23 protein-coding genes and 1 other RNA gene are annotated in these 25506 nt (G+C 41.8%); 7 read left to right on the forward strand and 17 right to left on the reverse strand.

Going from position 1 to position 25506, the window contains the following annotated elements:
• Positions 1-156 precede the first annotated feature (156 nt).
• The 3 genes from LP316_RS13405 to fabB all read right to left on the reverse strand — a co-directional run bounded on the left by LP316_RS13405 (position 157) and on the right by fabB (position 3594).
• Positions 157-1176: an aspartate-semialdehyde dehydrogenase gene (locus LP316_RS13405; RefSeq protein WP_193021653.1), complete on the reverse strand. Its 1020-nt coding sequence runs from the start codon at positions 1174-1176 to the stop codon at positions 157-159.
• A complete protein-coding gene (locus tag LP316_RS13410) occupies positions 1176-2312 on the reverse strand; it encodes a 4-phosphoerythronate dehydrogenase (RefSeq protein WP_193021654.1) in 1137 nt (378 codons plus the stop codon). Before LP316_RS13410 ends, LP316_RS13405 begins: the two co-directional genes overlap by 1 nt.
• Positions 2313-2382: 70 nt before the next feature.
• Positions 2383-3594, reverse strand: a complete 1212-nt coding sequence (gene fabB, locus LP316_RS13415) for a beta-ketoacyl-ACP synthase I (protein WP_193021655.1) — start codon at positions 3592-3594, stop codon at positions 2383-2385.
• A 275-nt stretch (positions 3595-3869) separates the two neighbouring features.
• On the opposite strand from fabB, the gene mnmC reads away from it, so the two are divergent.
• Positions 3870-5918, forward strand: coding sequence for a bifunctional tRNA (5-methylaminomethyl-2-thiouridine)(34)-methyltransferase MnmD/FAD-dependent 5-carboxymethylaminomethyl-2-thiouridine(34) oxidoreductase MnmC (gene mnmC / locus LP316_RS13420; protein WP_193021656.1), 2049 nt, complete (start codon positions 3870-3872; stop codon positions 5916-5918).
• A 102-nt stretch (positions 5919-6020) separates the two neighbouring features.
• On the opposite strand, the gene LP316_RS13425 is transcribed toward mnmC, so the two are convergent.
• From LP316_RS13425 to nhaA, 4 genes are all read right to left on the reverse strand, one after another.
• On the reverse strand, positions 6021-6284 hold the full coding sequence (locus tag LP316_RS13425; protein WP_193021657.1) for a YfcL family protein: 264 nt from the start codon (positions 6282-6284) through the stop codon (positions 6021-6023).
• A gap of 15 nt (positions 6285-6299) precedes the next feature.
• Positions 6300-7445 (reverse strand): ATP-NAD kinase family protein, encoded by a 1146-nt coding sequence (locus LP316_RS13430; protein WP_193021658.1) that lies wholly within the window; start codon positions 7443-7445, stop codon positions 6300-6302.
• Entirely contained in the window at positions 7432-8028 is a 597-nt protein-coding gene (locus LP316_RS13435) for an elongation factor P hydroxylase (RefSeq protein WP_193021659.1), read from the reverse strand. Before LP316_RS13435 ends, LP316_RS13430 begins: the two co-directional genes overlap by 14 nt.
• Positions 8029-8123: 95 nt before the next feature.
• A complete protein-coding gene (gene nhaA, locus LP316_RS13440; RefSeq protein WP_193021660.1) occupies positions 8124-9308 on the reverse strand; it encodes a Na+/H+ antiporter NhaA in 1185 nt (394 codons plus the stop codon).
• A 214-nt stretch (positions 9309-9522) separates the two neighbouring features.
• Between nhaA and LP316_RS13445 the strand changes: the two genes are divergently transcribed.
• Positions 9523-9993 carry an Lrp/AsnC family transcriptional regulator gene (locus LP316_RS13445; RefSeq protein ID WP_193021661.1) on the forward strand — a complete coding sequence of 157 codons (471 nt, stop codon included), beginning with the start codon at positions 9523-9525 and terminating at the stop codon, positions 9991-9993.
• Positions 9994-10091: 98 nt separating this feature from the next.
• Here LP316_RS13445 and dnaJ read toward each other — a convergent pair whose 3' ends face one another.
• The 3 genes from dnaJ to grpE all read right to left on the reverse strand — a co-directional run bounded on the left by dnaJ (position 10092) and on the right by grpE (position 14469).
• Positions 10092-11231, reverse strand: a complete 1140-nt coding sequence (dnaJ, locus tag LP316_RS13450; protein ID WP_193021662.1) for a molecular chaperone DnaJ — start codon at positions 11229-11231, stop codon at positions 10092-10094.
• A 456-nt stretch (positions 11232-11687) separates the two neighbouring features.
• Complete coding sequence (gene dnaK / locus LP316_RS13455) at positions 11688-13613, reverse strand: molecular chaperone DnaK (RefSeq protein ID WP_193021663.1); 1926 nt, start codon at positions 13611-13613, stop codon at positions 11688-11690.
• A 229-nt stretch (positions 13614-13842) separates the two neighbouring features.
• On the reverse strand, positions 13843-14469 hold the full coding sequence (grpE, locus tag LP316_RS13460; protein WP_193021664.1) for a nucleotide exchange factor GrpE: 627 nt from the start codon (positions 14467-14469) through the stop codon (positions 13843-13845).
• Between the two features lie 150 nt (positions 14470-14619).
• Here grpE and nadK point away from each other — a divergent pair, with 150 nt between their 5' ends.
• The 3 genes from nadK (at position 14620) to LP316_RS13475 (ending at position 17749) form a co-directional block, all read left to right on the forward strand.
• A complete protein-coding gene (nadK, locus tag LP316_RS13465) occupies positions 14620-15501 on the forward strand; it encodes an NAD(+) kinase (protein ID WP_193021665.1) in 882 nt (293 codons plus the stop codon).
• A gap of 137 nt (positions 15502-15638) precedes the next feature.
• A complete protein-coding gene (recN, locus tag LP316_RS13470; RefSeq protein WP_193021666.1) occupies positions 15639-17303 on the forward strand; it encodes a DNA repair protein RecN in 1665 nt (554 codons plus the stop codon).
• Between the two features lie 95 nt (positions 17304-17398).
• Entirely contained in the window at positions 17399-17749 is a 351-nt protein-coding gene (locus LP316_RS13475) for an outer membrane protein assembly factor BamE (protein WP_193021667.1), read from the forward strand.
• Positions 17750-17826: 77 nt separating this feature from the next.
• Here LP316_RS13475 and LP316_RS13480 read toward each other — a convergent pair whose 3' ends face one another.
• Entirely contained in the window at positions 17827-18180 is a 354-nt protein-coding gene (locus LP316_RS13480) for an RnfH family protein (protein WP_193021668.1), read from the reverse strand.
• A complete protein-coding gene (locus tag LP316_RS13485; RefSeq protein WP_193021669.1) occupies positions 18181-18612 on the reverse strand; it encodes a type II toxin-antitoxin system RatA family toxin in 432 nt (143 codons plus the stop codon).
• Positions 18613-18739: 127 nt separating this feature from the next.
• Here LP316_RS13485 and smpB point away from each other — a divergent pair, with 127 nt between their 5' ends.
• Complete coding sequence (gene smpB, locus LP316_RS13490) at positions 18740-19228, forward strand: SsrA-binding protein SmpB (RefSeq protein ID WP_193023907.1); 489 nt, start codon at positions 18740-18742, stop codon at positions 19226-19228.
• 186 nt (positions 19229-19414) lie between these two features.
• Positions 19415-19766: a transfer-messenger RNA gene (ssrA, locus tag LP316_RS13495) on the forward strand.
• Positions 19767-20028: 262 nt separating this feature from the next.
• Here ssrA and LP316_RS13500 read toward each other — a convergent pair.
• From LP316_RS13500 to LP316_RS13520, 5 genes are all read right to left on the reverse strand, one after another.
• Positions 20029-20646, reverse strand: a complete 618-nt coding sequence (locus LP316_RS13500; protein ID WP_193021670.1) for a hypothetical protein — start codon at positions 20644-20646, stop codon at positions 20029-20031.
• Between the two features lie 258 nt (positions 20647-20904).
• Positions 20905-21948, reverse strand: a complete 1044-nt coding sequence (locus LP316_RS13505; protein WP_226960749.1) for an amidohydrolase family protein — start codon at positions 21946-21948, stop codon at positions 20905-20907.
• Between the two features lie 69 nt (positions 21949-22017).
• Positions 22018-22818, reverse strand: coding sequence for an enoyl-CoA hydratase-related protein (locus LP316_RS13510; protein WP_193021671.1), 801 nt, complete (start codon positions 22816-22818; stop codon positions 22018-22020).
• Between the two features lie 44 nt (positions 22819-22862).
• Positions 22863-23381, reverse strand: a complete 519-nt coding sequence (locus tag LP316_RS13515; RefSeq protein WP_193021672.1) for a PepSY-associated TM helix domain-containing protein — start codon at positions 23379-23381, stop codon at positions 22863-22865.
• Positions 23382-23405: 24 nt separating this feature from the next.
• Entirely contained in the window at positions 23406-25325 is a 1920-nt protein-coding gene (locus LP316_RS13520) for a TonB-dependent receptor plug domain-containing protein (RefSeq protein ID WP_193021673.1), read from the reverse strand.
• Positions 25326-25506 lie beyond the last annotated feature (181 nt).

The following is a 25506-nucleotide window of genomic DNA, read 5'->3' on the forward strand; positions in this document are numbered from 1 at the left end:
TAGCAAACTTTGTTCCAATTATATCTCGATAACTAAGATAGTGAAGAGCTCCTCACTTTTTATTAATTACAGACATAAAAAAACCCATTAGGCACAGCCTAACAGGTTTCTAGTCTATTCTCATCGTCTTTTAACGCATCTAACATGCGTAATACACTAAGAGAGATAATCGCGAATAAGTAGCTCTGCGATCTGAATACTGTTGGTTGCGGCACCCTTTCTAACGTTATCGGCAACAATCCACATATTTAAACCATTATTATGACTAATATCTTCACGAATACGGCCAACAAAGGTTTCATCCTTGCCGCTAGCTTCACCTATCTGAGTTGGGAAGTCTTCATCATTTTCACAAACCACCAAGCCTGGCGCTTGTTTTAACAGCGCTTTGACCTCTTCAGCGCTAATTGGCGAACTCGTTTCTAGGTGAATAGCTTCACCGTGACCAAAGAATACTGGCACACGTACCGCCGTTGGATTAACCAACACATTTTCATCGCCTAAAATCTTCTTGGTTTCCCAAACCATTTTCATTTCTTCTTTGGTGTAACCATTTTCTAAGAAAACGTCGATTTGTGGGATCACGTTAAAAGCGATTTGACGAGAGAATGCTTTTGGTTCAATCGGCTTGCCTGACAGTAAATCAGCGCATTGTTTGGCTAATTCATCCATCGCGGCTTTACCTGCACCAGATACTGATTGATAAGTTGATACATTAACACGCTCAATACCTACCGCATCGTAAATTGGTTTTAAGGCCACCATCATTTGAATCGTTGAACAATTTGGATTGGCAATAATATTGCGATTGCGATATTCAGCGAGTGCTTGAGGGTTAACTTCAGGTACAACTAATGGAATATCTGGGTCGTAACGAAACTCTGACGTATTATCAATAACGATACAACCAGCTTCACCTGCCATCGGTGCATATTGTTTTGAAGTCGCACCGCCAGCTGAAAAGAAACCAATTTGAGCGAGACTCCAGTCAAAGTTATCGGCGTCTAGCACTTCGATGCTCTCACCGTTAAACTCAATAAATTCACCAGCCGAGCGTGAACTTGCTAACGGGTATAGCTTATTAATTGGAAAATCTCTTTGCGCTAAAATTTCAATTATTGTTTTACCAACTAAGCCTGTTGCGCCTAATACGCAAACATCGAACTTCTGTGCCATTATTCTTCCTCTTGTTGCACATATTGACTAAAACCAAGTTGATACAGCGAATCAGACTTGGGACTGCTAGGTGTGATTACCGACAATGAAGAAAACTCCCTGCGAGCGGGGTATGTTTTGCGTATTTTATCGAAACCACACGAATGAATTTGTTGACGAAATATAGCATCGTCTCGCCTTACATCGTAAACCATTTTAACCAAGGGGTTTAGCAAAATTTCATTGATTGACTGATTTATTTTTACCTGCTCAAACATTGGCTGAGGTAAAAACGCTTTTAGTGATTTACTCACAGGTTTACCAAGCTCACGACATAATGCCTGATAGAGCATTTCTGTGCCACGTGCTTTTCCTTCTAAGCTATAACCTGCGATATGAGCGGTCGCGATATCCGCATGCTCAATCAGTGGCAGTAGAATATTTGGCTCGTTTTCCCAAACATCTAAGACTAATGAAAAGCCAGCACCCGCTTGTTTTAACGACAGTAACGCTTGATTATCAATAACTTCACCTCGACAAGCGTTAACCAAAATCTGATCATCGCGAATTGACGCTAGTCGGGTTTTATCAAGTAAGTGGTATGTCGCGTGCTCGCCACTCATGGTTTTGGGCACGTGCAGCGAAATAATGTCGCAAGCCAGTACCTCGTCTAATGATGAAAATTTACGCGTGTCACCTGCTTGCTCTAAAATGGGATCATGGAGCTTATAATTAATGCCTAACGCCGATAATTTTTCACTTAAACGGCTACCGGTGTTGCCAGCACCGACAATACCCACGGTTTTATTCAACAGTGAAAACTGCCCTTGCTCGGCTAAGACAACTAATGCGCTAATAACGTATTCAGCCACTGACACCGCATTGCACCCTGGAGCTGAAGTAAAGAATATATTGCGCTTCGCTAAATACGCCAGATCGATGTGATCAAAGCCAATCGTCGCCGAGCCGACAAACTTCAAACGCTTATTGCTGCTAAGCAATGCTTGATTAACGTTGGTAATTGACCGAACTAACAAAACATCAGCGTCAGCTAACGCGTGTGCGCTAACATCTCTACCACTAAATGGAATAACCTCACCAAACTCGCTGAAAAACTCACGAGCAAATGGCATGTTTTCATCAAAATAAATTTTCAAGGTAAACTCTTGGCAAAAAAATGGGGTCAGAGTAAAACGACTCTGACCCCATATTATCTTAAAATAGCGGTTATTTGTATTTTTGTAATACTAGTGTTGAGTTAGTACCACCAAAACCAAAGCTATTTGACATCACAGTGTTTAACTCGGCTTCACGAGTTTCAGTGACGATATCTAAACCTTGAGCTTGTTCATCTAACGTTTCAATGTTAATTGATGGAGCAATAAAATTATTTTCCATCATTAAAATTGAGTAAATAGCTTCGTGAACACCAGCCGCGCCTAGCGCGTGACCAGACATGGCTTTAGTTGCACTAATTGCAGGTGATTTGCCGCCAAATACTTCTTGAATAGCGCCAAGCTCTTTGACGTCACCTACCGGTGTAGAAGTACCGTGAGTGTTCAAGTAATCGATTGGCGCGTCAACGTCCTGCATTGCTAGTTGCATACAACGAACAGCACCTTCACCCGATGGTGCAACCATGTCGTAACCATCTGATGTTGCACCATAACCAACAATTTCGGCGTAAATATGGGCGCCACGTGCTAATGCGTGTTCAAGCTCTTCCACAACTACCATACCGCCACCGCCAGAGATAACGAAACCATCGCGATCTGCATCATAAGTACGCGATGCTTTTTCTGGTGTATCATTGTATTTTGTCGATAATGCGCCCATACCATCGAACATCATCGCTAATGACCAATCGACTTCTTCACCACCACCAGCAAACACAATATCTTGCTTGCCTAATTGGATAAGTTCGGCTGCGTGACCAATACAGTGGGCACTTGTTGCACAAGCTGAACTGATTGAATAGTTAACACCTAAAATTTTAAACGGAGTGGCTAAACAAGCAGAGATTGTGCTCGACATCGTTTTTGGTACCGCATATGGACCAACGCGCTTAACGCCTTTTGAACGCAATGTATCAGCCGATGCGATAACGTTTGCTGAAGATGCACCACCTGAGCCCGCGACAATACCGGTGCGAATGTTCGACACTTGCTCTGGTGTAAGGTTTGAATCTTTAATGGCTTGTTCCATTGCTACGTATGCGTAACCTGAAGCATCACCCATAAAACGCATCGCTTTGCGATCGATATGATCTTTTAATTCAATATTAGGCTTACCCCAAACTTGGCTGCGCAGACCTTGTTCATCAAAGCTCTCTGAACGAGTAATTCCTGAACGGCCTTCTTTTAAAGACGCTAATACTTCCTCGGTATCGTTACCTAAACTTGAGACAATACCTAAACCTGTTATCACGACACGTTTCATTTATCTAAACCATCTAATTATTAAAATCGGCGATATGATAGCGAATTTCGCATAAAAACTGGTCTATCCAGTGTACACTTGTACACTGAACAACCAAATATCACCACCTAGTAAAAGTGAAATCGTAAAATAACATACTTTTGAACCAATAACTTAGGCTGATTTATTATTTCGCGTGATTTTTTTTCATGCCAATTAATTTATTTCTATGCGGCGCAATCAAGGACGACATCAGGTACAATTCTTGGTAGTACATTTGCTTTTTATATTTGTCCATGACTGATCACAAAACAACACAGGCTCAAAGTAACGACAAGGTCGTATTCCAACAAGACGGTTCGCCATTTTCAGCGCAGTTTGATGATATTTACTTTGATACCCAACACGGTTACAGCCAAAGTGACGACGTATTTATTCAGGGCAATAATATTGAGGCTAGATTATTAGCTAATAAGTCTCCATTGGTCATTGGAGAAACCGGTTTTGGTACGGGCTTGAACTTTTTTATCACCCTCAAATATGTCGAGCAAGCCATTACTAAACACGGGGATAAAACCCTACCCTTGACCTTTATCAGTGTTGAAAAGTACCCATTAAGCGCTGAGCAAATTCAACAATCATTGCAGTGTTGGCCTGAATTTAAGCCATTTGTTGATGACTTTTGTCAGCAATATGACAACAGCAATACAGACCAATCTATTCGTGAGTTTAGGTTGTTAGCAGGTAAAGTAACACTGATTTTGATATGTGATGACGCAAGCAAAGGTTTTGCCAAACTCAGTACCAATATCAAAGTATCTCGAAAGCAAAATAACTACTTAGTGCCAGCGATCAACGCTTGGTATCTTGACGGTTTTTCGCCAGCAAAAAACCCAGAGATGTGGAGCCCTGAGTTGTTTGGACAGATTGCTCGCTTGTCAGATGATAACGCAAGTTTATCGACTTTTACCGTGGCTGGTTTTGTCAAAAGAGGCCTGATCAAGGTTGGCTTTAGACTCGAGAAAAAAACAACCGTTGGTCGCAAAAATAAGAGCTTAAGGGCGAAGTTTCAACAATCACCTAACTCGGGTCAGGGCTATTTACTGCGACCACACAATACTAAACCAACGAGAGTGGCGATTATTGGCTCGGGTATTGCTGCTGCGTGTTTGGCCTATAAACTGACCCGTGAAAACATTCGAGTATGTATATATTGCCAAGACGATGAACTTGCCCAAGGTGGATCGAGTAATGCTATTGGCGCGGTTTATCCTCTACTACACCAAGAAAGAGATGACATTAGTGAGTTTTACCATCAAGCGTTTATTACCGCCTTGGCTTTTTATCATCAAGTAGCAGAGCAAGGAGTCGCGTTTGATCATCAATGGTGTGGCGTTTTAGACTTAGCTTTTAAACCGGCGTTAGCCAAGCGCTTAATCAAATTTGATCAAATAAACGCTTGGCCACGCGATATTATTCACACGGTAAATGCTCAGCAAGCCAGTGAACTAGCTAATATGCCACTAGAACACGGCGGGTTATTTATGCCTCAAGCCGGTTGGGTTGCACCACAACAACTTGTGCGAGCGTTATTTGGCGCAGCCTTAAATACAGGCTATTTAAAGGTTAAAACCCAATGTGACATCGAGCAATTGCAACCAACCGACGATAATACTTGGCGCTTGCATTACGGCAATAAAACGGATGCGGCTAGTACGGTCGTGATGTGCGGTGGTGCGCAAACGTCATTATTGGCGCCATTTGATCAACTCCCCGTCTATCCCGTGCGTGGGCAAGTTAGTTCAATGAAAACAAACGATGATATAGCTAAATTATCAACGGTTATTTGTCACAAAGGCTATTTAACGCCAAAAAACAACGATATTCATTGTATTGGCGCTACGTTCGACAAAGATGATCGGGATATCCAATCGCGTACGCAAGACGATGATTACAACTTGGCAATGTATCACCAGTCGCTAACTACCTTTCCTAAATGGCAAAAACACGATGTGGTAAGCAGTAAAGCTAGGCTGCGATGTATGTCGCCAGATCATATGCCAGTGGCTGGCCCTATGCCCAAAACAGAAGAATATTACGCGCTTTACCACCATCTAGAGAAGGATAAAAACTGGCGAGTTGATACGCCAGCCCCCTACTACCCCAATTTGTATGTATTAACCGGCCTAGGTGCCCGAGGTTTGTGCTCTGCGCCATTGATGGCGGATATAATAAAAGCTGATATTTGCGGCACACCTTACCCTGTTAATAGTAAAATGCTGTTTAACCTCGCGCCAAATCGCTACATCTTAAAAGACATTATCAAAGGTAAATTCAAGCGGTAAGGCGGTAAGGCGGTAAGGCGGTAAGGCGGTAAGGAATCTGACCATACAACCTTTCAGCGTTCAAGCCTTATAGCGCATAAGCATTGCCCCCAAAATTGAGTTTTACTTAAAAATAGGTTGCAGTGATAACCAATAATTATTAACGATTGTTTGATCTTGCGGCGTTAACTCTGTTTTGTTGTTAATCAGTGCTTGGGTGACTTTTTCGGCCAGGGCTTTTGACGGTGTTTGTTGCTCGTCACCAAAGTTCACCGCCTCTAAGGCAATAAAGCCTTTAATATAGCTTGAGGCAAACAGGGTGTCAGGATCTGCATCATTAAAAACGAGCTCATCAAAATGCTGATATAAATCGGTAAGGGTATTCATGATTAATTCTCTTATTTATTCAGGGCTAGCAACCGGGTATAGGACCTGATCATTATAGCCAGTAGTAACTTTCATTAAGCCACTTAATTCCTGATCAAGTACTTGATCACCTGTGTCTGCGATTAACGGGCGATGGTTTAACGCGGCGATTTTAGTTTTTGTCGCGATAACGATAATATTTTCTTTGCCGATTTTACGGATAACACGAGGACTCAATTGTTGATTACCTCGGCCGAATATATGACCCTGACCACCAATTAATGTGATCACCAACTTTGGTGGTTGCTCGCCATTTTGGTCATCATAGTCGTTGAGTAACTGCCAAAGCTCAGGCTCAGTAATATCATTGGCGACTAATGCCTGCTCACGAACAACATCGACACCTAATAAGGTATTTTCTAAACCAAGCTCTTCCATTAAAAATGCTGTTGTCGAGCCAGAGCCGATAACAAATAGTTGCTCGTCCATTTGATTGATAACATCAGCGGCAATATCTTGTAACACCAACTCGTCTGATTCTTTACCACCAGATTTTACTGCTTGAACATAACGCAATTCACACGGTACGCTCATTTCACCATAACGCTTGGCTTTGACCACGCCTTCGCGAAATAAACTTTCATCGATGTCCATAACATCGGCGTCTGTTAACGTGACAAGCTCATTAGTTACCATTTTTTCAATCACGCGTCCCGCCGCTTTTGGTGTAACCGCATAAACACCTGAGTGTATTTTACAGCCTGCAGGAATACCTAAAACAGGAAAACTGTCACCTACTTGGCTACAGACATTTCGAGCAGTACCATCACCACCAGCAAATAGCAGTATATCAATGCCCTCTTCAATCAGGGCATTTACTGCTTGTTCAGTATCCGCTGCTGTTGTCGGCTGATTTTTTGCCTGATAAACAACACGTGTTTCAAAGCCCAACGACTTAGCACTGTGCTCGCCCATTTCTTGGTCTGCGGTAAAGAGGCAAATCTTATCTTTGTATGGCAGTAAAATTTCTAACGCTTGTTTGGCTCGCTCATTGGATTTAGCGGTTGCACCCAGGGCTATCGCTTGTGCTGCAACGCCCTCTCCATCGCTACCTTTTAGCGCGACACTACCGCCAATACCCGCTATTGGGTTAACTAAAAAGCCAAGTTTAAACTTCTGCATCACAAACCTCTGGGTAATTATTGCGTTGATTGTGTAGCAATTGATCTTGCTCAAAAGGGGTTAAAAAATGATTTGGGTTAAGCGGTAATTTAACCTGATAAAAGTTAGCTAGAGCCTCAATAAACAGTTGGCCTCGCTTTGGAAAGCCATTGGATAAATACTGCTTAACCTGCTCAAAAACTTTAAGTTTAAAGCTATTGGCATCGGGTTCAAAATCACCGTTAAGATTATCTACTGAGACATTAAACGGTTTATTTGCCGCGACGCAAAATGCCCACTCCAATGCTTGTGGTTTTATTTCAACCGACTCAAACAATGCTTGTTGCTGATGATTTCGGCCATCAGGTTCATACCAATAACCAAAATCGACTAACTGCCGACGAGCTTCGCCAGCAATACACCAATGTGCAATCTCATGTAAACCACTAGCAAAATAGCCGTGAGCAAAGACCACTTGGTGGTAGTCACAATCTTTTGTAGCAGGCAGGTAAATGGGCTCATTACCGCCTTTAACTAGGCGAGTATTAAAGCTTGGATAAAAGGTTTGATCAAAAAGCCTGATTAAGTCCTGATATCGATGCATGACCTGTAAAACCCGACAACGAAAAATTTGGCGCTATAGTAACGAAAAACGGCGATGGATGCATCGCCGTTTAGTATTTTAATTAAATTTACTCGCTACTCTTTGTTTTCTGGTAAGTCCTTCACTGATGACTTGATAACAAAATAGCCGAGTAAACCTGAAATGAGTGAGCCAATTATAATACCAAGTCGATCTTGGAAAATAAGGTTATCACCGGTTTGCTCAAACGCTAATGACCCTATAAATAAACTCATCGTAAAACCGACACCACATAATAACGATGCACCGTAAAGTAAACGCCAGTTCATGGCTTCTGGCAATTTAGCGACACCTAGCTTGATCATTACCCAGCAAAAACCAAAGACCCCGATTTGTTTACCAATAAACAAACCTAAAATAATCCCTAACGGTACCGGAGAAAGGACCTCATTTAAGCCCACCCCTGATAAGTTGATACCGGCATTAGCGAAAGCAAAGATAGGCAGAATAATAAACGCCACCATTTCGTGTAAATTGTGCTCTAATGATTTTAATGGCGATGGTTCGTCACCTTTACCTTTGATCGGAATAAACAAGGCAAGCGCCACCCCAGCTAACGTTGCATGTACACCAGATTTTAATACTGCCACCCACAAAACAACCCCGAAAAATATGTAAGGTGAAGTACTAGTAACCCCGCGCTTATTCATAATAAACAAAGTGGTAAGTACTACTGTTGCAATCACGAGCGAGGTAATAGATAACTGCTCTGTGTAAAATAAAGCAATGACGATTATCGCACCGAGATCGTCAAAAATAGCTAACGATGTTAAAAACACTTTTAGCTGCAATGGCACGCGAGAGCCAATCAGTGACAAAATCCCTAAAGCAAAAGCGATATCGGTTGCTGTTGGGATCGCCCAACCATTAATCGCATCGGGATCTTGGTAGTTGAGCATTGCATAAATTGACGCAGGAACTAGCATACCGCCAATCGCACCGATTGCAGGTAAGGTAATTTGGCCCGGCTGTGATAAATCACCTTCTAAAAATTCGCGTTTAAGTTCTAAGCCTACAAGGAAGAAAAACAATGCCATTAGGCCATCGTTGATCCAAAGTAATAGTGGTTTTGCTATCTCAAAGCTACCAACGGCTACCTTTACTGGGACGTCGAGTAATAAAGCGTAGTAAATATTCAATGGTGAGTTAGCGATAATCATCGCTAGTACGGCTGCGAACATCAGTAAGATGCCACTTGCCGCTTCAAGCTTTAAAAATGACTGTATTGTTTTTAGTGCCATTTGATCCTTCCGTTACTTAGTGATACTTCCGTCTGACAATAGACATATTATGTCGATTCTAGCCGTTGTTAATGATTAAATATAGGGTTAATTACCAATTGATACAAAATATAAATCGGAAAAGTTTTGTTTGTTCGAAAATAATTCACTGCGCGCTGGAGAGTTAATCTCAATCAAGTTATGATTACTCCCTAACACGGAGAAAAATAACTAGATGAAAAAGTTAGACGAAATTGATTTACGCATATTAACAATATTATTTGCTGATGCTGATATTACCAACAAAGAATTAGCCGGCCAGATAGGTATTGCCCCTTCAACTTGCCTTGAGCGGGTTAAGCGCATGAAGCAAAGCGGCGTAATAAAAAATGCTTTTGTCGACATCAACTTTAAAACCCTAGGTGGTAACATTGAAGCGATCGCCGCGATAAGATTGCAACCGTACTCAGAAGAAATTGTGAACCAGCTACGTGACGACCTACTCAAATTGCCTGAAATTGTTAGCCTTTATCATATGGGTGGCAATTACGATTATTTCATTCACATGTCGGTCAAGGACTCTGAGCATTTACGTCGCTTTGTTTTTGAAGCGATAACCTCACGAGATGAAGTACAAACCGTTGAAACCTCATTAGTATTTGAACATAGTCGCAGTGGGGTGCTGCCCAACTTCAGTGAAGAATAACTTTTGCCGATCAGCATAGTGCTAAATAGATAAACAAAAAGCCCAGCTATTATGCTGGGCTCTTTCTTCTATTAAACGTAATTTATCAGTAATAACAATTACGATTTTAAGTCGTCAAAGAACTTCTTAACACCGTCAAAAAATCCGGTTTCACGCGGGCTATGCTTTGCAGTGCTCTTGCCCATTTTCTCGTCTAATTGACGTAACAGATCAGCTTGATCACCAGATAAGTTTACCGGCGTTTCAACAACCACTTTACACATTAAGTCACCCGTTACACTTGAACGTACTGACTTAACCCCTTTACCGCGTAGTCGGAACATTTTACCGGTTTGCGTTTCTTTCGGGATCTTTAACTTAACTTTACCACCTAACGTGGGGACTTCGATCTCACCGCCAAGTGCTGCTGTCGTGAAACTAATTGGCACTTCACAATATAAATGGTTTTCATCACGAACAAAAATAGGATGTTCTTTAACATTAACCTGAACGTATAAATCACCTGCTGGCGCACCATGCTCACCGGCTTCACCTTCACCAGATAGACGAATTCTGTCGCCAGTGTCAACACCTGCTGGGATTTTGGCATTAAGCGTTTTGGTTTTCTGAACACGACCTTGACCATGACAAGCATTACATGGATCAGAAATCACTTTACCTTGGCCATTACACGTTGGACATGTTTGCTGAACGGCAAATAAACCTTGACGCATTTGCACTTGGCCATGACCATGACACGTAGAACACGTTTTAGCTGATGTGCCCTTCTTCGCACCACTGCCGTCACACGGCTCACACGCCACATATGTTGGTACTTTGATGTCAACCGACTTACCTTTAACGGCGTCTTCTAAACTCATTTCTAAGTTGTAACGCAAGTCGCTACCTCGGCGCGCACGAGAACCACCGCCACCGCCACGACGACCGCCGCCGAAGATGTCACCGAATACATCACCGAAAATATCACCGAAGTCTTGGCCACCACCAAAACCGCCACCGCCCATGCCGCCTTGTTCAAAAGCTGCATGACCATATTGGTCGTAAGCTGCGCGTTTTTGCTCGTCACCCAATACTTCGTACGCTTCTTTAACTTGCTTAAACGTTTCTTCTTTTTCCTTATCACCTTGAGTACGATCAGGGTGATATTTCATCGCTAAACGCTTATAAGCTTTCTTAATTTCGCGTTCTGAAGCACCTTTTTGTACTCCAAGCGTTTCGTAATAATCACGTTTTGACATAGATATTTCTTACTTCACTTATTTGATGGATATCAATTTGTTTAGGTATTTATGGCTAAATAACTAAACAAATTAAATCCTTTGTTCAAAGATTCCGGTCTAAAACACCACCGAAATGACCAACCTCTTCATGAGATTGCGGCTTAATACACTGCCGGAATGACGAACTTCTTCATGAGATTCCGCCTTAACACACTACCGGAATGACCAACCTGTTCATAAGATTCCGGCTTAATACACCACCGGAATGACGATAGTCGAGGTATTCCTTTACATAACAAAGCGCCGAAACCGACGCTTTATCAAATGATTGCAAAGTTTTAAGTTTGAATATTAAGGACTTAAAACTTTAAGCTAGAGGGCTTTAGTTCAAGGCGAAGGCGCAGAGCGTGGTTTATCACGTGAGCACCTTCAACGCTGAAATTAAGCTCTCTAGCGACAAGGTTTAAGTTCGACTTACTTGTCGTCTTTAACCTCTTCAAACTCAGCGTCAACAACGTCATCGCCAGCTTGACCTGCATCCGCTTCTGGCGCTACGCCGTCTGCTGCACCACCTTGAGCTTGTGCTTTAGCTTGAGCAATTTCCATTAACTTAGCTGAAGCTTCGATTAACGCTTGTTGCTTAGCATCGATTGCGTCTTTGTCGTCGCCTTTAATCGCCACTTCTAATTCGCTAATTGCCGCCTCGATTTTCTCTTTGTCTTCTGCTGGTAAGTCATCACCGGCTTCAGTAATTTGAGTTTTCGTTGCGTGTACCATGCCGTCAGCTTGGTTACGAGCAGTGACTAACTCTTCGAACTTAGCATCAGCATCAGCATTTGCTTCTGCGTCACGTACCATTTGTTCTACTTCATCGTCTGATAAACCAGAAGACGCTTTGATGGTGATCTTTTGCTCTTTACCTGTGTTCTTGTCTTTTGCCGACACGTGTAAGATACCGTCAGCATCGATGTCGAATGTTACTTCGATTTGCGGCATACCGCGTGGTGCTGGATCAATACCTTCTAGGTTGAACTGGCCTAACGACTTGTTCGCACTCGCTTGCTTACGCTCACCTTGAATAACGTGAACCGTTACTGCCGCTTGGTTGTCTTCCGCTGTTGAGAACGTTTGTGATTGCTTAGTCGGAATCGTTGTGTTCTTCTCGATAACTTTAGTCATCACGCCACCCATTGTCTCAATACCTAGAGATAATGGTGTAACGTCTAGTAATAGAACGTCTGTTACGTCACCTGATAATACACCTGCTTGAACCGCTGCACCTGAAGCTACTGCTTCATCAGGGTTTACATCTTTACGAGGCTCTTTGCCGAAGAAGTCAGTAACCACTTTCTGTACTAATGGCATACGTGTTTGACCACCAACTAAGATAACGTCTGTAACGTCAGAAGTTGATAAGTCAGCATCAGCTAAAGCAGTTTTTAACGGCTCTAACGTTGCTTTAACCATATCTTCAACAAGTGACTCAAGTTTTGCACGTGTTACTTTGATGTTCATGTGCTTAGGACCTGACGCATCAGCAGTGATGTATGGCAAATTAACATCAGTTTGCTGCGCAGAAGAAAGCTCACATTTTGCCTTTTCAGCCGCTTCTTTTAAACGCTGCATTGCTAATGGATCTTTTGTTAAATCCATGCCTGAATCTTTCTTGAACTCGTCTACTAAGTAGTTGATCAAACGGTTGTCGAAATCTTCACCACCTAAGTGAGTGTCACCGTTTGTCGCTAATACTTCAAACGTGTGCTCGCCGTCCATTTCGTCAATTTCGATAATTGAGATATCGAATGTACCACCACCTAAGTCGTATACTGCGACAACTTTATCACCTTTTTGCTTGTCCATACCGTAAGCAAGGGCAGCTGCTGTAGGCTCGTTGATAATACGTTTAACGTCTAAACCAGCGATACGACCAGCGTCTTTAGTTGCTTGACGTTGAGAGTCGTTAAAGTATGCAGGTACAGTGATAACCGCTTCAGTAACTTTCTCACCAAGAAAGTCTTCAGCCGTTTTCTTCATTTTCTTTAAGACTTCAGCAGAAACTTGTGGTGGCGCCATTTTTTCGCCTTTAGCTTCTACCCAAGCATCGCCGTTGTCGGCTTTTACAATACCAAATGGCATGATGCCAATATCGCGCTGAACTTCTTTATCTTCAAAGCGACGACCAATTAAACGCTTGATAGCAAATAACGTGTTTTTAGGGTTGGTTACTGCTTGGCGTTTCGCTGGTTGACCAACAAGTGTTTCACCATCGTCTGTGTATGCGATGATTGAAGGAGTTGTACGGTCGCCTTCAGCATTTTCAATTACGCGTACTTTGTCGCCGTCTAAAACAGCAACACATGAGTTAGTTGTCCCTAGGTCAATACCAATAATTTTGCCCATCTTTAGGATCTCCGAATTTCTTTAAAAAAGTTAAATTGCTTAGTTGATTTAGTTAGTGGGGTCAGTCGAAATGCTTTTCAACGTTTTTTTTAAAAAAATTGTAATTTTTAGTAAAAATTTAATTGTGGTGAAAAACTTTAGCGCCATGTCGCTAATATTCTTGATACCTAGCATTTAAACCGACAAAAAAGCCGAGCTATGCTCGGCTTGTTCTGCGTGCAAATGTTAATTACGCTTGCGTATCTACCGCTGGTGCTTTTGATACCATGACCATTGCAGGGCGAATTAAACGACCATTTAATTCATAGCCTTTTTGCATCACTGCAATCACGGTATTTGGCGCAACACCAGGTACTTCTTGCATTGACATTGCTTGATGTAACTCAGGATTAAACGGTTGGTCTTGTGGATCAACTGCCGTAACACCTGATTTCTCTAGTGAGGAAATTAAGCCTTGGTAGGTCAACTCAACACCTTCGTACATTGCTTTTTGTGCTTCGTCTTCTTTGTCGATGCTTTGAAGAGCACGCTCTAAGTTGTCAACCGTTGTTAACATTTCACCAGCGAACTTTTCTAAAGCAAATTTACGCGCTTTGTCGACATCTTGAGCGGCGCGGCGACGAATATTATCAACTTCAGCTTTTGCGCGAATCACACTGTCTTTTTGATCTGCTACCGTGCTTTGCGCGGCTGCAAGCGCTAACTCTAGCTCGTTGATTTTTTCTTGCTCAGGGCTAAGTACTTCAGCGTCCACTTCTACAGCTTGTTCTTCAACAGCCTGCTCAGTTTCGTTTACTACTTCTTCATTATTTGCAACGTCTTGTGCTGCTTCGTTTTGCGTTGACTCGTTAGTCATGGAGAACTCCAAGAAAAATACTATTGCTGCTAATTATGGGGATCAGATTTTAGGATTCAAGCAAATTTTTATAAAAATGTCCGCTTTACAACTGACGGAATTGGAGCGACACTTCGTACTTTAGGCAACTACTTGATCCCTTTGTAAAAGATGACAGCACTGTATAAAACGATAGGCCTGATTGGTAAACCGCATCACCAGGGCGCAGAAAAAACAATCACCACCTTGTGTGAGTTTTTAAGCCAAGCGGGTTACCAAGTGTTAATTGAAGAAACCGTTGCAAATACGATTTCACTGCAAAATATCGTGATCGCATCGCTAGTTGATATCGGTGAAAGAGCTGACCTTGCCATCGTTATTGGTGGCGATGGCTATATGCTAGGTGCTGCCCGCGTGCTTTCTTGTTACAACATTGGTGTGATTGGGGTTAACCGCGGTAACTTGGGTTTTTTAACCGATTTATCACCCGATAACGTGATTGAACCATTAAAGCAAATCTTAGCGGGTGAGTCTTATTCAGAGCAGCGCTTTTTAATTGAAGCTGAAGTGTATCGCCACGGTAAACTAAAAAGTTCAAACTCGGCGATGAACGAAGCGGTTCTCCACGCTGGTAAAGTCGCCAATATGATTGAATTTGAAGTCTATATCGACAACAAATTTATGTTTAGTCAACGCTCTGATGGCCTAATTATTTCAACACCAACGGGGTCAACTGCTTATTCGATGTCTGCTGGTGGGCCAATATTAACACCTAATTTAAATGCGCTATCATTAGTGCCGATGTTTCCTCACACTCTCACCTCACGGCCAATTGTGGTGGACGGCGATAGTGAATTAAAGCTAGTACTGGCGAATGAAAACTACGAAAACTTGCAAGTGAGCTGTGACGGTCATGTAATTCTTGCCGTTATGCCTGGCGATGAAGTTTACATTCGCAAAAGTCCAAACACATTGCGCCTGATACACCCTGCCGACCACAACTATTTAAAAGTGCTGCGTTCAAAATTGAGTTGGGGCAATAGACTTTATTAACTTTATTAACTTTATTAACAATAACTTAGTTATAAAATCGATAAAATTAATTAAAAATTAAACAAACATTATTGCTAAACAGCAAAATACTGTATAAATTATCAGTAATTAAATTTTAGCCTTTGGTGTTTGAAGCTATGCTAACGCAATTAACCATCACAAATTTTGCTATTGTTAAACAACTCGAATTAGACTGGCGCTCGGGTATGACCACCATTACTGGGGAGACCGGCGCAGGTAAATCTATTGCCATTGACGCCTTAGGCTTGTGCTTAGGCGATCGCGCAACCACTAATGTGGTGAGGCCAAACACGCCCAAAGCCGATTTAAGTGCAACGTTTGACATTAAAAATAACACCAATGCCAAACAGTGGTTATTACAGCATGATTTGATCTGTGACGACGACTGTATTTTGCGCCGAGTTATTTCAAGCGAGGGTCGTTCAAAAGCCTATATAAATGGCTCACCAGTTCCTTTAACACAACTGCGTGAAATAGGCCGTTTACTGATCAACATTCACGGCCAGCACGACCATCAACTGATCGTAAAAGCCACTGAGCAAAGAAAACTTCTTGATGGTTATGCCAAACATCAAAACTTACTTGATGACGTTAGCTATTATGCGAAGAAGTGGTCAGCACTTAGTAGTGAACTCGAAACCTTAAAAGCTAGCCAAACTCAGCGTGAAGCTGAGCAACAATTACTTCAATATCAAGTTAAGGAGCTCGATGAATTTGCCATTACAGAAGGTGAATTTGAGACACTTGAAAACGACTATAAAAAATTCAGTAACTCACAAAGTATCCTCCAAGATAGCTTGTTTGTTTTAGAAGGCACCAGTGAAAATGAGCAATTTAATGTCCTTGATGTTTTGCGCCAAAGTGTTGATCGTTTATCGCAGTATGCCGATCTAGATCAAGATATCGCGAATATATCAAACACCTATCAAGAGGCACTGATCCAGCTTGAAGATGCTTGTCAAGATTTACGCCATTTTCACGACAGGTTAGAGCTTGATCCTGAGCAGTATCAGCTAATTGAAGATCGTTACTCCAGTGCAATCAACCTTGCGCGTAAACATCAAGTTGCGCCTGAATCATTGCATGTAAAACACCAAGAGCTACAGCAAGCGTTAGCCAATATTTCTGGCGACGATACAAGGCAAGAGCAAATATATCGAGAATTAGACGCGACAAAAGCTGAATATGATGAAGCCGCTCAAAGGTTACATGAGTCAAGACAAGTAGCAGCAAGCCAGTTAAGCCAATTGATCACCCAAAGTATTCGAGAGCTCAATATGCCACATGGCCAATTTAGTGTTGCAGTGACAAAGAAACCATCAGAAACACTTAATGGCCAAGGCAGTGATGAAATTGTTTTCTTGGTTAGCATTAACCCTGGTCAAGCCCAAGAGGCGATGCACAAAGTGGCATCTGGCGGTGAGTTATCGCGCATTAGCTTGGCGATGCAAGTAATTTTGGCTGACAAAGTCACCTCGCCTGCGCTAATTTTTGATGAAGTAGATGTTGGTATAAGTGGCCCAACTGCCGCCATGGTTGGTGAAAAGCTAAAGCAGTTAGCAAAAAATACCCAAGTTATTTGTGTAACCCACTTACCGCAAGTTGCCTGCAAGGGCCATCAGCAATACTTTGTCGCTAAGTTAACCGATGGCGAACACACAGAAACTACGGTGACGGAACTTAGCAAGCAAGCACGAGTCCAAGAGATTGCTCGTTTACTGGCGGGTGATAAAATATCTGAACACAGTTTAGCCAATGCTACAGAGCTTTTGGCAAGTTAACACCGCACTGTGTAAGGTTTATATAAAAAAGTTTTGTAACGATCAGCATGCTTGGGTATGATGCCAAGCTAAATAATAAAGGATAAGAAGTATTCATGCTGTTAAGAGTATCTGTTATTGCACTGACGCTATCATTAAGTGCTTGTTCAAATTGGGTTTATCGAATTGACATTCCACAAGGTAATTACCTTGAGCAAAAGGCTATCGACCAATTGCAAATAGGCATGACAAAAGAGCAAGTAAAATTTGTTTTAGGTAGCCCAGTAATTGTTGACACTTTTAAGCCAGATGTTTGGCATTACGTTTACGAGTTTAATTCAGGTAAAGACAAAAAATTAGACTTCAAAAAACAATTTATCTTAACCTTTAAAGACGAGAAACTCGCAAGCGCTGAAGGTGATTTTGAAGTGCCAGAATCGTTTTACACGCCAATGGAAAATGGTTAGAGCTAATTGAGCTACAGACAAAAAAAACGACGCATTAGCGTCGTTTTTTTATGACTAATAATACTGATAGTATACTGCTATTCTTTGTTATTACCACGAAGCGGGTTGACTCGACCGCCTGTTACTTTATCAGCCCTGCCATCGGCTTTAGCTTGCTCTGCGCGACGCTTTCGCACTTCTTTCGGATCTGCAATCAAGGGGCGGTAAATCTCAATTCTATCGAGATCTTTTACCTGCTCAGATAATTTTACGCTGCGATTCCAAATACCGACGTTATTCACGCTCAAGTCTATCTCCGGAAAAATATCCAAAATCCCAGACTCATGAATAGCTTGCTCTACATCGATACCTTCAGCAACACTCACGGTAAGTAGTTCTTGTTTTTTCGGTGTTCCATACACTACTTCAACTTGGATCGTAGAATTCCCCACTTAGCTATATACCTCTTTTGCACGTTTAGTAAATGCTTGTACCATGTTATTGGTGATGTGATTAAATACTTTACCAAAAGCAAAGTCGAACACCTTGCTCGAAAATTCATAATCAATCACAAAGTCAATTTTACACGCGTCATCAGATAACGGTGTTAATTGCCACGCCCCTTTTAAGTATTTAAATGGACCATCAACTAACTCAAGCGTCACCGTTTCGTTTTTGGTATAGGTATTATGCGTAGTAAACCACTTTTTAACACCGCCTTTGGAAACTAACAGTGAAGCGGTCATTGAATTATCATCTTGTTCAATGATTTTACTGTCAGCACAATCTGGCACAAATAACGGATAATTTAAGACATCATTGATCAGTGTAAACATTTGCTCGACACTGTGCATAACTAATGCGCTACGATTAATGGTTGGCATTTTCACTCCTACAAACACTAACGCAATCATACCAAAGCACAATTCAAAGCGCATTAGGTGAAAAGTTATTTCTAATTGAAAATTAGTGATTTCATTGGAAAAATTTCCACCGTATAATATCGCTATTATGGCAAAGAAAAAATCAAAAAAATCGACTAGCAACACCATTGCACTTAATAAGAAAGCTCGCCACAACTACACCCTAACCGATAAATTCGAAGCAGGTATGAGTTTACAAGGCTGGGAAATCAAGAGTATTCGCGATGGCAAAGTAAATATTTCAGATTGCTACGTTCATATCAAAGACAGGGAAGCTTATTTAGTGGGTGCTGAAATCATGCCACTAAAAATGGCTTCAACCCACGTGGTTTGTGATCCAACCCGCGCGCGTAAGCTATTACTCAACAAACGAGAGTTAGATAAACTTATCGGCGCGGTGGAGCGCGAAGGATACTCATTAATTGCAACGGCAATGTATTGGAAGAAATGCTGGGTAAAACTTGAGTTTTATTTAGGTAAAGGTAAGAAAGCGCATGATAAGCGCGCCGATGTTAAAGACCGAGAATGGTCAGTTGACAAAGGTCGTATCATGAAAAACAAAAACCTTGGCAAATAAATTAAATAACCGGACACCGATTTTTTTACAATCAAAAACAGTAAGTTAATTATTCAGTTAACTTACTTTTCAATCAAATTGGCGAAAATCCGGCCAAGCGAAATTTAATATGCTATTTTGTACTTGCTGTCTAAAGTGATAAGACATAAAATGACAACGTAAACTAACACACGTTAGTAGCGACTTGGGGCTGATTCAGGATTCGACAAGATTCACGAAACCCAAGGTGCATGCCCAGGGGCGGTTGGCCTGGTAAAAAGCCGCAAAACTATAATTGCAAACGACGAAACGTTCGCACTAGCAGCTTAATGCTAGCCATCCTCTCAAAGATTCGCCTATAGTCTTGAGATGCCGATGGTCACCCCATGTAGGCTAGCGAGGGAAGCACGCTTGAGGCTGAACCGCGAAACCGTATCAAGCTCACCATGACGAAGCCTGTCGGTTGGCGTCTAATTGGCTAAATAAATAATCGACTAAGCATGTAGGACCGAGGATGTAGGTTTTTTGGACGCGGGTTCAACTCCCGCCAGCTCCACCACCTTCCAAAACAAAGACGCTCTAGGGCGTCTTTTTTTATATCCAACGTTAATCAACTATCACGATAGTTATCCCATTGCTTTTTCGCCCCGCTATTCGACCTGTTAAAACCATTCAGCTAAGCACCATTTGGTAGGCCAACAGATCTATTAAACAAAAAAACCGCCAGAATAACTAACTCTGGCGGCTTCTGATTATCAAAGGCTTGCGTATTCATTGATTGCTAATCATCAATAACAGCGCTCTTGCATAAATTATACAGACTAATAAAGTTGTACGTGTTTATTGGTGTAAAGGTTAAACATGACCCCCAAAACAAGCATGTTTGAGCGTTCTTGACCAATCCCCTGTGTAAAACGAATAACAGGCTTTAAGCGAGTATCATTGATGTATTTAAAACTATAAATTACATCTGCTTCGTGCTTACTTCCAAAGCCAATGTCGACCCATTCCCCCTTATTGTGTCGATACTGCAAATTAATGCTGTGGCCGTTATTCAAAACCTGTGCATGACTTATATAATTACGAGATAAGAACGATTCGCCATCACTTTTTTCATAACGGTGACCTACTGATGTAATAGAGCGTGGGCTTGTTTTAAAGTTAACTTGCCCCTGTGCACGATATCGATCCTCGACATCATAATATTTGTAATCTTGAAATATCGTTGCACCAACAGTAAAACTGTACTCTTTGTCGTTATCAAAGGTATAACCAATGCCGTACTCGCCAATACCAAGTTCGGTAGTTGTACCAATATAGGTATAGCCATTATCACCTAGATTGGTAGATAAAATAAGTTTGTGCCAGGTAGTGTCGATAACATCAGCCTTTGCCACTGTGCTCACGATCATAACGATGATTAAAAACAACCTTTTCATTAGGTTCACTCCATTTACTTACATCAGGTGTATACAATTATTTAACAAAACCTCTGTTAAAGTCTGTCGTTAAAATGTTTACTTTGTGTAACTAGCATTTTAAACACGAGCTAATCTGAAGTTGAAAAGGCGAAATAAGCAATAATATTAGAACGTTAGTAACTATCGATAAAGATAAACAGGCCTAATTGAGCGCACAAAAAAGACGCTCTACGGCGTCTTTTTTATGCTGATTTTATTTTTAATACAGTACCACAGCTATGTCCCTAGCCACGCAAGGATATTGCCAGACATCATCTGCTGTTTCTGCTGATCTGAAATTACGCCTTGCTTGGCTATTTCATCTAATAACACGCCTGGGTAGCAACCTTGCACCGTTTCCATTTCACCTAATGGGTAAGGGTCGTCAACCCCCCAGAGAATTTGACTACTGCCAACGCGCTTGATCATCATTTCAAGTGTCAGTGGATCGTGTACTAGGCTATCAAAATAGACATTACTGGCTTGCATTGTCATATTGGGATTATGCGCATCAGGAAATAGATCCGGACGCCCCATAACACCTTGATTTACTCGTGCAATATTGGCCTGAGCGAGCATTGCGCCATGGGCAAAACACGTACGTACGTTAGGGTATTTTTGCGCAAAACCTTTAAGAGAGAACATTAAAAAAGTATCAGCGGTTTGGGCCATCATCCAAACTAAATGATTTCGCCAATAAACATCCTGTAAATTGACCATTTTGCCAGCATCATAAGGATGGATCTCAACCGCGAGTTGATATTTATCAGCTAACTGCCAAATTGCCTCACAGCTTTCATCAGCAACACTTACCCACTCACCTTGATGGTTCAAATAATGCGTACTCAAGCATAACAAGCGCATTTTGTGTTGCTCAACACAGCGGATTATTTCTGCAAGTGCTTGATCAATGTATGCTGGTTGCACGACAAAGCCAGTAGTAAATTTGTCTGGATGCTGGTCTTGTACCTGGGCGTTAAAATCATTCTGGAAGCGCAGAATATCAAGGGCGTCAGCTTCAGGTACACCATTGCAATATAACTGGGAAAGATTAAGTACTACCTCGTGCTCGATTTGGTGTTTTGCCATCCACTCGATTTTTTCATTGAGAAAGAAGCTCGCATCAGTAATTGGTCTGCGCCAATTGTTTTGATGCATAAATTGGCGTTCATCATCCACCCAGAAGTATTTTTTCTCGCGCATAAACGCAGGAATTTGTTCAGGGTATGGCAACAAATGGCCATGTGCGTTAATTTTGGTTAGCTTAGCTGAAATCGTCATCTTGTTATTATCATTATGATTTTTGTTTAAGATGACAAATCAGCTCAGCTTTCGCAAGTGATAAACCACTTACTTCGATATTTTAGCTAACATCGCTTCAACAGCTTCAAGGTGAGCTTGGTCGTGATGGCACATACCTTGAAATGCAGCACACATTGACAAGAAATCAGGTAATTCCATTCGCTGCGCCATTTTCATCAGTCGTTTGGTCATGCGCATCGCCATTGTCGGATTTGCGGCAATTTGCTCAGCAAGCTGATTAGCGCGAGTTAGTAACCGTTCAGGCTCAACTACCTCAAGCACAATGCCTAATGATTTAGCTTCATCAGCCTCTATCACACGACCAGTAAAGGTTAATTCTGCGGCTTGTTGATAACCGATAATGCGTTGTAAGAACCACGCGCCACCATCACCAGGGATCAAGCCTAAACTCGAGAATGTTTCGCCAAATTTAGCCTTTGAGCTGGCTATTCTCAAATCACACATATTCGCGAGATCAAAACCAGCACCGATGGCTGGCCCATTAACCGCAGCAATAATCGGCACTTCGATACTTTGCATGGCAAGTGGGATTTTCTGAATACCTTGGCGATATTTATCCATTAAGATTTTTACGTCACCGCCAAAATCACCAGCTTGGTTAGCCATATCTTTAATATTGCCACCAGCAGAAAAAGCACTGCCTTGGCCGGTAATAATTAACACCGCAATCGATTGCTCGCAATTGATCCACTGCGCTGTAGCAGCTAGATCGTCAATTAATGCCGTGCCCGTTAAGGCATTTCGAACATCGTGCCTATTGAGGGTTAACGTTGCAATATTGTTGGCTAGCGTTAACGTTGCGTCAGACAACTTAGGTAAAGGTTTCATCAATCAGCTCATGTAAAAAGGTTTACAGACACCATAGCGTAATACTATGAATTTTTGCGACTTTTTTTGGCTTTTTTTACGTATGGTTGAATGAACAAGTACATACCCGTTAGCCATAAAACAAATAGAACGATGCCACTTGGCAACATTAACCACAAGTTAGCATTATCGAAAAAGAATGTGCCATCGTGTAAGCTCTCAAAAAAGTCTGAACGCCGGTAGGCTACTTGTAAGACTTCTCCCGTTTGATTATCGATTTGCACTTCCCATTGATTTTTCGAGCGTACCTTAGTAATACCTTTAGAGGGCCTCACATCTAGTCGGTCAATATCTTGCCAGTTATTAATCTGCGCTTGTTCAACGGTTTTAACTTGTTCAAGTATGCGTTCAAACGAAATACTTGGGGTTATCGCAACGCCCTTTTGCGTTGGCGGTTGCAGATAAGCAAACTCTTTTCTCACTAGCAATAGCAGCCCGCTGACAATCACCAGCAAAATAGGTAGCGCAATGATAATGCTACCCCACTTATGAATTTTTCGATTGGTTTTATTAAACGACTTCATTTACCTATCACAACTAAAGAGTTTTTATCTTTGATATTTAACACTAATCGCAATACTGCGCTCAGGTTGCCATGGAGCATCTTGATCTGCGGTTGCCCGATATAGCTCATTGGTTAAGTTTTGCAAATACACATTAATTTGCCAGTTATTCGAGACCTGATATTGGCCATTTACGTGCCATAAAAACGCACTCTCAAGTTCTCGTTCTGCGCTACCAAAAGCGTGCTTAGCAAAGCGATAACCCAATTGATTACTCACTCGCCAATTGCGCCATTGCCAGATACTATGCCATGATACATCATCTGGGTTTAAATCGTTTAACGAGCTACCATTTTCTGACGTTCCCCGATTGTATTGGAAATGTACTCTGTGCACGAATTGAGTGTTTTGTTGCCACTCGATACTGGCTTCTGCACCATATATCTCAGCACTGTCAACGTTTGTGTAGCTCAAGGTTTGTTCATCCAGCTCAATGCGCTCGATATAGTGGTCAACCCAATAGCGATAAGCATTGAGATCGACGGAAATAGCGTGGTTTAGGTGATAAGTTACTCCCAATTGCCCACCAACGCTTTCTTCTGGTAACAAGTCTTGATTACCTATGATAGTGCCGCGCGGCGTTTCGCCGTTGAAATAACGCTCACTTAAGCTTGCAAAGCGAAAGCCATTGCCAACTTCGGCCTGAAAATTAAGATGCTGGCTAAATGATTTATTAACAGAAAAACTGGCACTAAAATAATTGTCATCAACCTTATTCCCTGTTGTTTGTTGCCATTGCTTGAGTTTATCAACTCGGCCTGACAGGCCCCATGACCAATCATTAAACTGGCCATACTGATGAACGAAAATAGCGTAATTATTCTGCTCTGCATTCACCACCTCACCTTCGGCGATTGCGTCACCGCCAATAGAGTATTCACGCTCGTAAATATTTACATCTGCACGTTTTGTCCACTCTACACCCCACGTCCCTGCCAAAGCAAAATCACTATGACTTGTGTCAACGCCAAATATACCAACGAAATCATCCTGCCATAATAGATGATAGGTTTTGGCTTGATAATCGGTGATATTTTGACGTGTTTGCACCCTTAAAATATCTGACTGCCAAGCTTGGTCGTGCAGGCCTATTTGCCATCGACCAAATGCTCGATGATCGAGAGAAACGTTGACTAAAACGTGATCGTCAAATGGGTACTCGGTAATCCGTTCATCGGGGTATTGCGATGAACTTTTTGCAATATTCCGTGCTTGACTCATAAAAGCATTGGCAGTTAATTCATAGGCTTGCCCACTTTGTTTAAGTGAAGCTATGGCAAAGCGCTTGTCAAAGGAGGTGTTGAGTTTATCACCGTTAGGCGCTGTATTGTTATTAGCGTCTTGATACCCGCCTCCGATGCTAAACCTTTCATTACCATACCCAGCTACAAGTGATTTAGCATCGTTATTTGGCTGATAATTAGCTTGTAAGAATGTTCCGTCAAAGTGCTTTAGCTGAGCACTGACAACGCCCCCCATAGCATCTGAACCATAGTAAGAAGCGCTTGGCCCTTTTCGAACATCAATAGTATCGATAAACTCATTAGGCAAAAATGCGACAGAATTGCCTGCTCGCCGATCGGTTAATATCGGTGTACCGTTTATTTCAGTTTTAATCCGCGCTTTGCTAAACCCGCGAATACTATAGCTTTGAAACTGACCACCTTGTCCGTTTAAACTGACTCCCGGTACATCAGCAAGCCAGTCAGCCAGTGAATTAGGTTGGATAACGATATCTTGTTCAATAAGTTGCTGGTTATTAGAAGTCACTAATTGCTTTTGATAGCGACTGCCCGTTACAGCTATTCGCTCAACCTCTGAGTTATTATTTTGCCCTAACGCAGGCACACTGGCGCATACAGCCAAGTTTACTAGCACAGGTAAAATAATCGCTGGGGTTTTCAAAAGGTTGTTTCCGTTGCTAACAATAAAAAGCCGCAACACTATAGCAGAAATCAGTGGGGATATTGGGGTCGTTTGCCTTGAAAATTTTACCATTAATCGGCATTTTCCTCTTGAGTTGAGGCCAAGACACTAGCCAGAGTACTTTAAGCTGTAATACACTAACTGCAACTATAATGATTTG

Source organism: Thalassotalea sp. LPB0316, assembly GCF_014898095.1.
Lineage (GTDB): Bacteria > Pseudomonadota > Gammaproteobacteria > Enterobacterales > Alteromonadaceae > Thalassotalea_G.